The sequence below is a fragment of the Microcoleus sp. B3-A4 genome, from assembly GCF_036705385.1.
Classification (GTDB): domain Bacteria; phylum Cyanobacteriota; class Cyanobacteriia; order Cyanobacteriales; family Microcoleaceae; genus Microcoleus.
The window spans coordinates 54,937-69,430 of sequence record NZ_JAUBUI010000008.1; the positions used below are offsets into that span (position 1 = coordinate 54,937).

Annotated in this window: 10 protein-coding genes; 4 read left to right on the forward strand and 6 right to left on the reverse strand. The window is 46.7% G+C overall.

Annotation, left to right across the window (positions count from 1 at the left end; genetic code table 11):
- Window positions 1–90: 90 nt before the first annotated feature.
- Window positions 91–294, reverse strand: coding sequence for a hypothetical protein (locus QUB33_RS06415; RefSeq protein WP_333348679.1), 204 nt, complete (start codon window positions 292–294; stop codon window positions 91–93).
- Window positions 295–742: 448 nt separating this feature from the next.
- On the opposite strand from QUB33_RS06415, the gene QUB33_RS06420 reads away from it, so the two are divergent.
- The gene (locus QUB33_RS06420; RefSeq protein WP_333348681.1) at window positions 743–1,879 is read left to right on the forward strand and encodes an HNH endonuclease; all 1,137 of its coding nucleotides are present in this window, start codon (window positions 743–745) and stop codon (window positions 1,877–1,879) included.
- A gap of 121 nt (window positions 1,880–2,000) precedes the next feature.
- On the opposite strand, the gene fusA is transcribed toward QUB33_RS06420, so the two are convergent.
- The 5 genes from fusA to rpsB form a co-directional block, all read right to left on the reverse strand.
- Entirely contained in the window at window positions 2,001–4,085 is a 2,085-nt protein-coding gene (gene fusA / locus QUB33_RS06425; protein ID WP_333348683.1) for an elongation factor G, read from the reverse strand.
- Window positions 4,086–4,628: 543 nt separating this feature from the next.
- The gene (recG, locus tag QUB33_RS06430) at window positions 4,629–7,142 is read right to left on the reverse strand and encodes an ATP-dependent DNA helicase RecG (RefSeq protein WP_333348685.1); all 2,514 of its coding nucleotides are present in this window, start codon (window positions 7,140–7,142) and stop codon (window positions 4,629–4,631) included.
- Between the two features lie 268 nt (window positions 7,143–7,410).
- Entirely contained in the window at window positions 7,411–8,352 is a 942-nt protein-coding gene (locus QUB33_RS06435; RefSeq protein ID WP_333348687.1) for a hypothetical protein, read from the reverse strand.
- 202 nt (window positions 8,353–8,554) lie between these two features.
- Window positions 8,555–9,214 (reverse strand): translation elongation factor Ts, encoded by a 660-nt coding sequence (gene tsf / locus QUB33_RS06440; RefSeq protein ID WP_333142970.1) that lies wholly within the window; start codon window positions 9,212–9,214, stop codon window positions 8,555–8,557.
- 322 nt (window positions 9,215–9,536) lie between these two features.
- On the reverse strand, window positions 9,537–10,367 hold the full coding sequence (rpsB, locus tag QUB33_RS06445) for a 30S ribosomal protein S2 (protein WP_006635115.1): 831 nt from the start codon (window positions 10,365–10,367) through the stop codon (window positions 9,537–9,539).
- A gap of 210 nt (window positions 10,368–10,577) precedes the next feature.
- On the opposite strand from rpsB, the gene QUB33_RS06450 reads away from it, so the two are divergent.
- The 3 genes from QUB33_RS06450 to QUB33_RS06460 all read left to right on the forward strand — a co-directional run bounded on the left by QUB33_RS06450 (window position 10,578) and on the right by QUB33_RS06460 (window position 14,491).
- A complete protein-coding gene (locus tag QUB33_RS06450; RefSeq protein ID WP_333348689.1) occupies window positions 10,578–13,016 on the forward strand; it encodes a cation:proton antiporter domain-containing protein in 2,439 nt (812 codons plus the stop codon).
- 67 nt (window positions 13,017–13,083) lie between these two features.
- The gene (locus QUB33_RS06455) at window positions 13,084–13,587 is read left to right on the forward strand and encodes a hypothetical protein (RefSeq protein ID WP_333348691.1); all 504 of its coding nucleotides are present in this window, start codon (window positions 13,084–13,086) and stop codon (window positions 13,585–13,587) included.
- A 277-nt stretch (window positions 13,588–13,864) separates the two neighbouring features.
- On the forward strand, window positions 13,865–14,491 hold the full coding sequence (locus tag QUB33_RS06460; protein WP_333348693.1) for a DUF3038 domain-containing protein: 627 nt from the start codon (window positions 13,865–13,867) through the stop codon (window positions 14,489–14,491).
- Window positions 14,492–14,494 lie beyond the last annotated feature (3 nt).

Here is a 14,494-nt window from a genome sequence, read left to right on the forward strand (position 1 = left end):
GATCGCTTCTAGTCGATCGCCGCCTCAAACTCACGTTTCGATCGCTGATGCGTAGAATAAGATGCCCATCTGCACCTAAGTCCCGAGGGTTCAATATTTTGATAGCCCTCTGGCCTCGATTTCGATATCGGGATCGATCTCAATTATTGAAATTTTGGCATTTTCAACTACTGTATTTCCCATCATTGTATTGTGCATTGCCTCAAACTTAGATTCTTCCTTAGCAATTCGTTCGTAGTGCAAAATTACGTGATAACGCTTTTCAATTGGCTCTCCAGAATCTGAAATTTCCACCGCGTCCCAATCTATATTTTGAGCTTGTTCGGCTTGCTGGCGGTAGCGAGAGGCTAAATTTTCTAAGGCGATCGCGATCGCGTGTTCTTTCGTTTGTCCGTAAAAATTCAGGGTATCATCAGGGCGATCGCTCAGAGATGACGAAATCTGACAGAGATACTGCCCGTTTTATTGAGCGCAAACGTCGATCGCAATTGTACCAGCAGTGCGATCGGGATTTATTTGAGTCATAAGCTGTTCGGCATTTAAAAGACGATAGTAGGGTGCGTCAGTCCATAAGCGTTTCCCTTGTCCAGTAAGTATTCACTCCTGACGCACCCTACAAGGCTGAAACTCACCACAGCACAAGTTTTAGGAGCTGGGGAAGCATGACCTATTTCAGGATATGTCGAAAAAAAGCTAAAATATCGATTAGTTTTCGTTGCACTTGTCATGTCGGAGAGCAAATATGAATTCAGTTGAGGAAACCGAATTGTCACAAATCGTTGACTTGCCACTGATAGGGTCTGCTGAACAATATCTCTTCTCAGTCGAAGACAATCGAGAGCGTGCTGATAAGCTAAAAGAATTACTTGTCCCTAAGCTTAAAATACTCATTAAAAAAGCTTGTGACCTAATTCACCAAGTTTATGGCACAGATGTACTCTCAGATTGTCGAATAGTGACTACACCAGCTCATCGATCTGGAGCAAAAAAAACCAAGCCAGTGGAAATAGTAACCGCTGGCTTAACTATAAAAGGTACAAAAACTTGGTATTTCCAACAAAGGTTCGAGTGTACTTCTGATAGTTTATTTGTGAACTTTTTTGGATTAAGAGGGCTAGAAGGCAATCCGATTGTCCAAGTCTTGAATAAAAATTTGAAAGATGTAAGTCGGATTTTGAAACAGGGCAGATATGAAATCACCTCTCATACTATTACACCTATTCTTACTCAGGAAGAAGCTGACGGGTTAGAGTATGATGAGTACATTAACAAGTTGCAATTGGTTCCTGAAAAAGATTGGAAAGGTACTTATATTCTGAGTCCATCCCTAGTTCTTCCTATTAAAGACCTAGATGCAGCTCAGCCAGTGATTGATAACTTTGTCGAACTCTTTGCTATCTTTCGTGCTGCAATAAATGTGTATCTTGGTGAGGAAGACCGTTTTGATGATTACCTAAAATGTTTGGGGGATTGGCAAAATCCGCTTCAGGTTCAGGAATCTGTAACTACTACTAGATTCTTTCCTGATGAAGTAGATTCAGTACAAACATTTCGTGAGGGAGCAGTACGGCAAGTTTCAGTCAACGCCTATGAACGAGAGCCTAAAGCTCGGCAAAAATGTATTGATTATTACGGTTCAAGTTGCTCTATTTGTGGTTTCGATTTTGGCAGAACTTTTGGGCAACGGGGAAAAGGTTTCATTCATGTACATCATCTAAGACCCCTTTCAGAAATTGCAGAAGAGTATGAAATTGATCCTATAAAAGATTTGCGTCCTGTTTGCCCAAATTGTCACGCTATGATTCATCGTAGTTCACCACCATTAAGTCTTGAACAAATCAAGATGTTGTTGAAGTCTGCTCGTGGTTCTACTATCTAATATGTTTTGTTGACTTATTCTAACCGATAGTTTACAAAAATTAGATCCCCGATTTCTTCAAAAAGCGGGGATCTAATTTTTCTGTTTGACTCCAGATAGCATCTACCAGGAGTCAAATGCACTACTTCGCGGCTTGACGCTCTTTTGCCGCCTTAATCACTTCTTCAGCGATGTTATTCGGACAAGGAGCATAGTGCGAGAACGACATTGAGAACTGTCCGCGCCCAGATGTCATAGTACGCAAGTCGCTAATGTAACCAAACATTTCGCTCAACGGTACGTCTGCCTTGATCCGCGCTCCTGTTTGTCCTGTCTCCTGAGATTTCATCATCCCCCGGCGACGGTTGAGGTCGCCGATCACGTCGCCCATGTAATCATCTGGTGTGAATACATCGACATTCATAATCGGTTCGAGCAACTGAGGCCCCGCTTTCGGCAAAGACTGCCGATAAGCCGCTTTGGCAGCAATTTCAAAGGCCATTGCTGACGAGTCAACGGGGTGGAAACCGCCTTCTAGTAGCGTGAATTTCAAGTCCAAGCAAGGGAATCCGGCCAAGACGCCTTTGTCGATGCAGCTTTCAAAGCCTTTTTCGACCGCTGGCCAATATTCTCTCGGCACGCTACCACCAGTCACTTTTGACTCAAACTGGAAGCCGCTTCCAACCTCACCAGGCTCGATCACATAGCCGATTTTGGCAAATTGACCGGAACCACCTGATTGCTTTTTGTGGGTGTATTCGTCTTCCAGGCGCTTGGTAATCGACTCGCGGTAGGCTACCTGCGGTTCGCCGACTTCTACTTCGATACCGTGGGTGCGCTTGAGAATATCTACTTTGATGTCGAGGTGTAACTCGCCCATCCCCTTGAGAATCGTTTCGCCGCTTTCTTGATCCGTCACCATGTGGAAGGATGGGTCTTCTTGCACCATCTTGGTGAGGGCTGCTCCCATTTTTTCTTCGCCGCCTTTTTGTTTCGGTTTGACCGAAATCGAAATAACGGGATCGGGGAATACCATCGGCTCTAGGGTTGCGGGATTTTTGGGGTCGCAGATGGTGTGTCCGGTGCGGACGTTTTTCATACCGACGATCGCCACAATGTCCCCTGCTTGGGCCGATTCAATTTCTTCGCGAGAGTTGGCGTGCATCTCCACCAAACGGCTGACGCGCTCGGTTTTGCCGGTGGCGGTGTTGAGTATGGTGTCGCCCTTGGACAGAGTACCGGAGTAAAGGCGCGTGAATGTTAGAGCACCGTAGCGATCGTCCATGATCTTAAACGCGAGTGCCCGCAATGGTCTGTTGGGATCGACGATCGCAAACTCGCCGGTTTCCTCGCCATCGAGATCGACTTCTGGCTGCGGTGTGACTTCCATCGGGTTTGGCAGGTAGTCAACTACGGCATCGAGAACCAACTGCACGCCTTTGTTTTTAAACGATGAGCCGCAGTATGTGGGGAAAAATGCCCGATCGCGAGTACCTTTGCGAATGCAGCGCTTGAGGTCGTCGAGGCTCGGTTCGTTGCCTTCGAGATACTGTTCCATCACAGCGTCGTCTTGCTCGACGGCCAGTTCGATCAACTTTTCGCGCCAACTTTCGACATCATCGACCATATCGGCGGGGACATCTTTAATTTGATAGTTCATGGGATCGCCGGAATCATCCCAGATCCAGGCTTTGCGGGTCAGCAAATCGACTACGCCGCAAAACTTTTCTTCTATGCCGATCGGCAATACCATCACCATCGGTTTAGCGCCAAGGATTTTATCAACTTGCTTGACAACGCGGTAAAAATCTGCACCGGTGCGATCGAGCTTATTGATGTAGATGACGCGAGCGACTTTGGAATCGTTAGCGTAGCGCCAGTTGGTTTCCGATTGCGGTTCAACTCCACCCGAACCGCAGAACACACCAATGCCACCATCGAGAACCTTCAAAGAACGGTAAACCTCGATCGTAAAATCGACGTGTCCGGGAGTATCGATGATGTTGAGCTGATGCTCGTTCCAGAAGCAGGTTGTAGCAGCGGATTGAATCGTAATACCGCGCTCTTGCTCCTGTTCCATGAAGTCAGTAGTCGCCGCGCCTTCGTGAACTTCACCAATTTTGTGGATTTTACCTGTCAGTTTCAGGATTCTTTCTGTTGTGGTGGTCTTGCCAGCATCTACGTGGGCGAAGATGCCGATATTTCGATAACGAGTGAGATCTTTCATAATTACTGTTGAGATTAAATGCGACGAACCGTCGGCGACCACCTGCAAGCGTAACCAGCGAGGAATCAATGTTGCCTTAGGCGCCAGTACAGGCTAGATTTCCTTTCCCCTGTTTCTGGCAGGACTATCTTAATTTTGACACTTTCTCGTCATTCCTGCGAAGGATTCTTGGTTTAATAAGTGCCCTAAGCCTGACAACTCATAAAAATACCCCTGACAAAGGGAAAAATCGTCTCCGAAAATAGGTTGGGTTGAGGCACTCCTACCCAACAAATTCGTGTTTTTGACGCTTCGCTCAACCTGATATTTTGCACCATTCTCAGCAAAACCGTATAAACGGGGTTTCTTGACAAAAAAACTATGATTTTACGTGACGTTGTGGCAAGAAACCCCATTTCTGACATTAAATAGGCAAAGGCAAATAAACCGCCCTACGGGGAGAGGGCTGGTTTGGCAGCAATAAACTGGCGACTTTGATAGATATTCGCTTAACCCGCCACTACAAAATATTATTAAAAACCCCGTTGCGGCGTCCAGAAATATTTAAGTCAAAATCGACCCACTCATCATCCGCTGATATCTCCGTTCCAATTCATCCCGCACCACCGGCCACTGATTCAAACTTTCATCATTATCAATTACCATTTGAGCCGCCGCCCTCGCCAACTCCAAAACCTCCTGATCCTCCACCAAACTCGCCAAAGCAAAATCCGGCAAACCCGACTGCCGAGTTCCCAAAACCTGACCTGGCCCGCGCAATCTCATGTCCATTTCTGCAATAAAAAAGCCATCTTGAGATTGTTCTAAAACCTTCATTCTCTGCATAGCTTCCGCAGTTTTGGAACCGGGCATTAACAAACAATAAGAACGGTTGCTGCCCCGACCGACTCTACCCCGCAACTGGTGCAGTTGCGACAGTCCAAAACGCTCAGAATTTTCAATCAGCATTACCGTTGCATTCGGCACGTCTACTCCTACTTCGACCACAGTAGTAGATACTAAAATATCAGTTTCTTTGTCTCGAAACTTAGTAATTGCCTCATCTTTGTCAGCACTGCTCATCCTGCCGTGGAGCAAACCCACCTTAAACTCAGGAAATACGCTTTTTTGCAGTTTCTCTTGTTCCTCAATTGCCGATCGCACGTCCAACTTTTCCGACTCCTCCACCAGCGGTAGCACCACATAAACTTGACGCCCGCTAGCCACTTCCCGCCGAATCAAATCGTAAGCTTGAATGCGTTCTTTGGCAGACAGTACAGTGGTTTGAATCGCCTGCCTACCCGGGGGAAGTTCATCAATTTGACTCACATCTAAATCCCCGTGCAGCGTCAGCGCCAGCGTCCGGGGAATGGGAGTAGCCGTCATCGTCAAAACGTGGGGAGCTTCGCCTTTTTGCTGCAATTTAGCGCGCTGGTGCACACCGAATCTGTGCTGTTCGTCAATTACCGCCAAACCCAGTTTATGGAAATTCACCGTATCTTGAATCAGCGCGTGAGTTCCTACTAAAACCGGCAATTCTCCGGTTTCTAACTGGCTGTGAATTTCCCGGCGCTTTGCTACTTTTGTCGAACCAGTTAACAGTTCAACAGACAAGTGCATCAAGTTAAACCAACCTACCAATTTGCGGTAGTGCTGTTCTGCTAAAACTTCTGTCGGCGCCATTAACGCGGCTTGATAGCCGGATTGAATCGCTGCTAGCATTGCCACTACGGCGACTACTGTTTTGCCAGCACCGACATCGCCTTGCACTAATCTGTTCATCGGTTGCGACGAAGCTAAATCGTTGAGGATGTCGTTAATTACTCTTTCCTGAGCATTAGTCAAGGCAAAAGGCAAGATTTCATAAAAATGTTCGATCAATTTGCCACTAGGAATGATGACTGCACTAGCTTGAGCTTTCCTTTGGGTTTGGCGGCGCTTTAAAAGTCCTAATTGCAGGTAGAAAAATTCGTCAAAAACTAAGCGGCGGCGGGCGGCGGCCAAACAATCTCGATCGAGCGGAAAGTGAATATTAGTTACGGCATCGGCTAAACCCATTAAACCGTAACGCTCGCGCAAATCCTCTGGTAGCGATTCTGGCAACATTTTCGCCGCCGGCATTGCAGCCAAAATCGATCGCCTCACCGAACCAGCATCCACCCCCTCCGTCAGGGGATAAACTGGTATCAGGCGGCCGACTTTCATTGATTCGATCGCACCGCCGGAGTCGTCTAATACTTCTAACTCAGGATTTTCTAAAGTAATTCCATATTTACCCTGCTTCACCAACCCGGAAGCTGCCAGCACCGCACCCGTACAATACTCGCGCTTTTTGAATTCTTGCCAACCGCGATTACTGTAGCGAGGGCCTGCAAAAAAACGACTTATTTTTATTTCTCCTGTGCGGTCTTTTAAAATTACTTCTAATATGGTTAACTTCTTATTCTTCGGACTAGAAAAGCAATTGCAGCGCTTTACTTCAGCGATTAAAGTGACAGTTTCCCCGGCTATGAGTTCGCGAATTTGTACTTGCTTTGCATAGTCGATGTGGTTGCGCGGATAGTAGTAAAGCAAGTCATATACAGTGTATAAACCCAGTTTTACCAAGCGGTTGCCGTTGGCGGGGCCGATGCCGGTGACGCGGGTCAACTGTTGGTCGAGAGTCAGGCTTGGTGGTGGGGGTGCTGTACTCAGGGGTACGGTTCGGGGAACGGAAAGTGCTGGGGCGGCTGGTTCAGAAGCGTTAGCGTTTGCGGGTCTGACTTGTGCTACTTGTTCTTGCTGGTGGCGAGTTTCTTGTTCCCAAACTTGCTCCATTTGCCTCAGAAAACTGACCGTAATGGCGATCGAATGCTGGCGCTGTTCGAGATCTTTCTGAGGGTAGATGTCAAATTCAGCGGCTAGTTGTCTAGCTCGATCGCGCGAAGAAGCCACCACAGAACCTGCCAACTGTCTCAAACTCAGGCCCAGAAACTCGCTGAAGCGGTATTGACTGCCTTGGATGTCGTTAAATCCGCGATCGGCTTCTACTGAAAGAGCTTTTTGCAATCGCTGCCATTCTGGTCGATCGATAGTCATATCAATTTTAGATTTTAGATTTTAGATTTTAGATTTTAGATTTTAAATTTTAACTTTTTCTTTTAAGAAGCTTCCACCAAAAAAATTATAACACTGAGAAACCCGGTTTCTTAAAGAAACCCGGTTTCTCAGTAGCCTAAAAGTTTGACGTTTTAGCTTTTTCTTTCTTCCCTCGCACTTCTTGGATCGGACTTATTCCCTCGGACTTAAACCCGTTAAATCAGTTACATCATCCGTTGGTGAACTTCCTTCTTCCTTCGACATCCGATCAATCTTCAAACCAACTCGATCGCCAAGCCGACTCAGCCTCCACCACAGCGAGTTCCCGCTGCTTTTTCTGGTAATCGCGGCCCAGGGAGTTCAACTTTACAGACAGGGTGCGAATTTGCTGGCGCCAAGCCGAGGTTGCCGCATCGGCAAACTCTATTTCCGACAGCCGCAGTTTAATCGCTGTAATGTGCAGCGCCCTACTACCCAAGGTTTCTGCCAATTTTTGCGATGCTGATGAGGCATCAGTTTCAATGATTAAGTTTAATAAGTTAGGTGGCCCGGCAACACTATCGCCGGAGGATTCAGCACCAGAAGCAGCTTCTAGAACCGGTTCTGGCAATTGGCTGGGCAAGATTCCCGACTGTTGCAGCAAGCGGTTGGTGTCGCGAGAAAGCAGCTTGAGTATATTGACGATCGACTTTTCAATAATATTTTGCCAGCGTGCCAAACTTTCTGGGGAATTGGTACTTGGCAATTGATAATTTGCCAGTGAAAATAGATAGTTAATGGCGGAAACTTGGTTTTTTTCCTTTCCGTCTTCTTCCTTTTCGTCTTCTTCGTCTTCTTCGTCTTCTTCGTCTTCCTCTTCTTCCTCTTCGTCTTTGTCGAAGTCCTCTTCCTCTTCCTCTTCCTCTTCCTCTTCCTCTTTCTCGGCTTCTGATTCACTCACCAGCGATCGCAATTTTTCCTCCGACGCCGCAGCCAAAGCCCTTACAGACTGCTGCATTTTTTGCCTCCCCTCGAAGGACAACTTGAGAAACGACTCCGGTACTGCTTGAGTGCAAAGGTGATAGCAAGCCAAAATTAACTGCTGCCGCACCGCTTGTCCCAACGCAGTTAAATAACCTTCGTAGGTACTGCGAAACTCCGAATTCAAGGCTGCTAAAGCCTCTTCGAGTCCTGCCAAATCTTGCTCTATTCGCTCTCTTGGTCGCACCATATCTCTCGTATAAAATTAAAATAGGACTTACGCAAGTTTTAAATTATTACAATTTTTACGCTATCTGTCTGTAGTAGTAAGGTTTGCAGTCTACCTCCTACAAATATAGTCTGTCCATAAGTCCTGTAAAAATTAAAAATTAAAAATGCAAAAAATTGATTTTTCACATTTTTAATTTTTAATTCTAAATCTTAATTTGGGATTATTGAGCACCCATTTGGGCTGCCACTTCATCGGCAAAGTTAGCTTCTACCTTTTCAATGCCTTCGCCCAAGACAAAACGCACGAAGCGGCGCACTTGGACATTTTCTCCAATTTGGGCGATCGTTTGTTTCACCAACTCTTCCACCGAGATATTCTGATCTTTAATAAAAGGCTGATCCATCAAAGATAACTCTTTCATGCGCTTCTCAATCCGCCCTAGAACAATCTTTTCTTTGATGTTTTCCGGCTTGTTGCCCAAGTCATCTTTGCCCATTTCAATTGCCTTTTCTCTTTCGACAACTTCGGCGGGGATATCTTCAACTTTCACGTATTCCACATTCGGGCAAGCTGCAATTTGCATCGCAATATCCCGCACCAACTTTTGGAATTCTTCGCGACGTGCCACAAAATCTGTTTCGCAGTTAACTTCTACCAGCACTCCCACGCGGCCGCCGGTGTGAATGTAGCTGCCTACAAGTCCTTCTGAGGCGACTCGTCCACCTTTTTTACCTGCCGAAGCCAGACCTTTTTTCCGCAGCCACTCAATGGATGTTTCCATATTGCCTTCGTTTTCAACGAGGGCTTTTTTGCAGTCCATCATGCCCGCGCCAGTTTTTTCGCGCAGTTCTTTAACAAGTTTTGCAGATATGTCCGCCATCTTCTTTAAGTTCCCAATCAAAATTAGTTATTACTCATTAGTCATCAGTCATTAGTCATCAGTCATTAGTCACTAATTTTAATGTTAATGATTAGACCAGAGTGAAGAAATACCCAGTCGATCTTAGTACCGACTTTGTAGGTGTAGCGCCAGAATTAATTCTGACCCTGACACAATGAATGCTTTAGCCAGAACTCTACTAATGACTTAGACTCGTGCTATGTACAATTAAAAATTAAAAATATCCAACTAAAAATAATTATTATTTTTAATTTTCAATCTTTAATTTTTAATTGCTTGGTTTCAGATTCCGAGGGCTATACTAGCTCTCGGTTTCTTCGCCGTCAGCGTCAGCGGCGTCGTCGGGATCTACATAATCGGGGTCATCCAATTCTTCGATTTCGACATCATATTCCGCGCCTTCGTAGCCACCTTCGTAGTCGTAGTCTTCCTCAGAGTCACCGCCCTGCTGACCGTGACGACCTTCGTAGATGGCATCAGCCAACTTGCCGACAATCAGCTTGATCGATCGAATAGCATCATCGTTCGCCGGAATAGCAATGTCAACCAAATCCGGGTCGCAGTTGGTATCCAACAGAGAGACGATCGGAATTCCCAACTTTTGGCATTCCAACACCGCATTATACTCGCGGCGTTGGTCTACCAGCACCACTCCGTCGGGAATCTTCCGCATAGATTTAATCCCGCCCAGATATTTCTGGAGTTTTGCCATTTCTCGGCGCAGTACCGAAGCTTCTTTTTTCGGGAGCAAATCGAGGGCGCCGATTTCTTCGCGACGTTCCAAATCCTTGAGGCGCTCGACGCGGGACTTAATCGTCGTCCAGTTGGTGAGCATTCCCCCCAGCCAGCGCTGGTTGACGTAATAAGCACCGCAGCGTTGAGCTTCTTGGGCTACAATCCCGGCAGCTTGGCGCTTCGTACCCACGAACAAAAACTTTTTGCCTTTTTCTGAGGCAACTCTCATGTACTCGTAGGCGTCTTCCATAAGCTGAGCGGTTTGCACGAGGTCGATGATGTGAACCCCGTTGCGCTCTGTAAAAATGTATGGAGACATTTTCGGGTTCCACCGACGGGTTTGGTGTCCGAAGTGAACCCCTGACTCTAACATTTGAGCCAAACTGACTACTGGCATTGTATTTTTAACTCCTGATTCGGGTTAATCCTCCACCCGGTCGTATTTCTGAAGGTTTGCGCCCTCGAAACACCCGAAAACCCGGATGTGCGAATTTAAACAACTTTTCTAGTTTATCACAGCGCGCCCTACTTTTTCTGAAAATTTGATATCGGTAGGGTTGGCTTGACACCCGGAGGTAAGATTTAGTGCGCGGGTTGGGTGCGGGGTGTGCAGGCTGCGGTTACAGTTAGTTGCAAGCGCTTCTTAAAAACGAAAAATCCAGATGGGAGGTTGCCAAAGCCTTTGTTGGCTTGTGAGAGAATGGCGTTGTTGGTGCGCCTCTTGTGCCTTCTACCTTCGATCGAGCTGGTATCCATTTTTTTCGATCGGCAATTCAGTCAGCTTTACTACCCTGCCTTCTCGATCCGCAAAAATCCCAAAGCTAAAAACGCCATGCCCATACCCATTCTCGTCCTGCTTGAAGTTCTAATTGTCATCGCACTTTCGAGACTTGTAGGTTTAGGATTTCGAGCGATCAAACAACCTCAAGTCATTGGAGAAATTGTAGCAGGAATTATGCTTGGGCCTTCTCTGTTTGGCTTAGTTGCACCAGATTTAGCAACAGCACTTTTTCCAGCCGAAGCCGTTCCCTTCCTCAACGTGCTATCTGAGGTGGGGCTAATATTTTTCATGTTCTTGATTGGTTTGGAACTGAATCCCAAGTATCTCAAAAGCAATTTAGATATAGCGATTTTAACTTCCCATGTCAGCATTCTAGTGCCGTTTTCCCTGGGAAGCTTGCTAGCGCTGCTGCTGTATCCCATCGTTTCAAATAATAGCGTTTCCTTTACCGCCTTTGCTTTGTTTTTGGGCGCTGCGATGTCAATTACGGCTTTTCCAGTGCTGGCAAGAATTATTACAGAACACAACTTGCAGAATACCAAATTGGGGACGCTGGCCTTGACTTGCGCTGCGGTAGATGACGTAACAGCTTGGTGCTTGTTAGCAGTGGCGATCGCAGTTACTCGTACTAATTCGATGCTCGGTGCTTTGCCGACAATTATTGCATCTTTAATTTACATCGGTTTCATGCTGACTGTAGTCCGCTGGTTCTTGCAGCGGCTTTCCAAACAGTACAACCGCACTGGCAGATTAACACAGTTAGTGCTTTCGGGAATTTACATGGGAGTTGTAGCTTCTGCCTTAATTACTGAATGGATCGGCATTCATTTAATTTTCGGTGCATTTTTGCTGGGTGCAGCCATGCCGAAAAATGCGGGATTAACCAGAGAATTAGCAGAAAAAACCGAAGACTTTGTACTAATATTTCTGCTGCCAATATTTTTTGCTTACAGCGGCTTGCGGACTCAAATCGGCTTGCTCAACAGTCCCGAATTGTGGCTGCTGTGCGCCGCAGTTTTGGGAGTGGCAATTATCGGCAAATACGTCGGCACTTACGTTGCGGCCAGAGTCTGTGGCATCAGCAACCGCGAAGCTTCAGCGCTGGGATGGCTGATGAATACTCGCGGTTTGACTGAACTAATTGTGCTGAATATCGGTCTTTCCTTGGGCGTAGTTTCGCCGCTGCTATTTACGATGTTAGTCATCATGGCTTTAGTGACAACTTTTATGACTTCGCCTCTGTTGGAGTGGACTTATCCAAAACGGTTAATTAGGTTAGATATTTCCGAAGTTAACTCTGAGGATTCAGAAGTAGAAGATTTAGAATTAGCTGACAGCAGCGAAGAAACTGCTAACAAATTGCTGCCTATTTATCGAATTTTAGTACCTGTTGCCAACCCCAGCACGCAGAAAGGTTTACTGCGACTAGCGGTAGCGCTGGCGCAGCCTGCTGCTGCTATGGGTGGTGAGGATTTACAGTCGGCGGCGGTTCATCCTCTGAGTTTGATAGAATTAAATGATGATTATGCCTTTGAAAGTACGCCTGCGGAAGCCGATCGCATTATTCAAGAGCGTCGCTCAAAATTATCAGAGTTGATTGATAGTTTGGAACTGCCCGAGGCAAGAAAACTCGTACATCCCATCATTCGCGTTACTAATGATGTAGCCCGGGAAACGGCACAAATTGCGGAGATAGATCGCGCAGATTTGATTTTAGTAGGGTGGCACAGGCCTACTTTTACCAGCAACCGTTTGGGAGGGCGTGTCGGTCAAATTCTCAGCAACGCAAAGGTGGATGTAGCAATTTTTGTTGACAGAGGCCGGGAAAGTTTGAATAACTTGTTAGTACCTTACGCGGCAAACATTCATGATGATTTGGGGTTAGAATTGGCGCTGAGACTGCTAGTTAATAGCGAGGAACGCCGTTTGACGGTGCTGCGGGTGGCTGTTGGCGGGGAAGCTGAAAACGAGCTGAGTTACGAGTTTCAGCGAGTGATGGATCAGTTACCGGTTGAGGTGCGATCGCGAATTGAAACTCCGATTGTGGAGGCTGCTGAGCCAATTCAAGCAGTGGTGGCGGCTTCTGCTAATGCTGATTTGACTATTGCGGGTACGAGTCGGGAGTGGGGAATTGAGCGCCAAACTTTGGGACAGTATACTGATGAATTGGCTGTGCAGTGTCATTCTTCGCTGCTGATTGCGCGGTGCTACGTTAAAGTGCGATCGCACTTGGCATCGGTACTCAGTCAAACTACTCAGTATTAGTCATGAGTAGGGCGCGCAGTGGGCATCTTACCCAATTACCGATTACCAATTACCAATTACCAAGATAATGAATCATTTAAGCCTCAAATCGCTGGCATTTTACGGGATTGCGATCGGCTCAGTTGCACTGCTGTTTAAAGTAGTAACTGCTTACGGGGAAGCAAATTTAAAGGCGGCCCCGGCAATTGCGGGAAATTATCGCTTCGATCCTAAAAATTTGCCCGAATGTCTGACTTCTGATGTTTTGGTATTGACAATCGAGCAATCGGGTGTTTATTTGAGCGGTAATTTGCGATCGGGCAGCAGGGATGTCAGGGAAAAAACAGCCGAGGATAAACCTTATCTATTTGGTAAGTGGGAAACTCAAGGATTGAACTTGTCGGGTGCGGTTCCTAATTTAGCGGGTTGCAGCGACTCCACAGCAACCGGTCAAAACAGTTCTGTTAAAATGCGCGGAATTGTGGAGCAAGAAAGCCTCAAGGGAAAAATTAGTCTAACTGATAACGCGGCGGCTACTGATTTTACGGCTCAAAGAGAAGCGGCGGTGCAACCCCAGAAGCAGGAACATTGATTGATCCCAAGAGAGAATAAGAAATGGGAAATGGGTAATTCTTTGTAGCTTTCCGACTCTCCCCTTCTCCCCTCATGAAGCAAGGAATCACAAAGCGGTGGGGGGGGTGGGGGAATGGGCAACCGAACTCCCGCTGGAGCTCGCCTGTGACGGTCGGTTGCTGCTAAATTAGAAAATATGCCTAAAAGTCAATGATAAAAATAAAGTATCCCAGAGAAGTTCTTGGTTGAGAATTTGTCTTGCTCAAGACCCCCCGTGCCCGTATAGTTTGTTTGGAATGGATGTTGCCGTGATATTAATGCCGTCAGAAACTTCGCTTACCCAGTCAAACCCGTTAATTTTAGACAGTTTGCCAGACTTGTCGCCTTCCGATGGGGGATGTCCCCGCCGAGCCAGATTACAAATTGACTTGATGTTGCTGGCGATCGAAGCCTTGTATCTCGGAGGTGCCGAAGAAATGCTGGCAGTGTCCAAGGAACTGGAATTGGAATCAATTATCAAAAATCGGGTTGCCCTTTGGCTGATGCGGAATACTAACCCGCTGAGACGCTACACCCAGCGCCGCTCGCTTACTATGGTGGAGGCAAAAGCGCTGGTGGCGATCGCCTGCAATATGGCGCGCAAGTTAACCGCCACAATTCGCCAGTTGCTGCTAGACTCGCAGCAGTTGCGATCGAGAAATATCCCCCTCAACCAGAACCTGCCGCTGGCCGAGTATTTAGAACGTTTTAGAGCTCACTTTCGATCGCGCATGAACCCCAAGCGATCGCTAGTCGCAGCTTACGATTCCGACGACAAGCTCAACGAACTAGCTTTGAACTTGTTGAGCAAACTGCTATTTTGTACAGGCACAGCCGGAATGCAGCGCTTCTGGGTTAGCCTGTTTGATGGAGAAGTTGAATAAAAA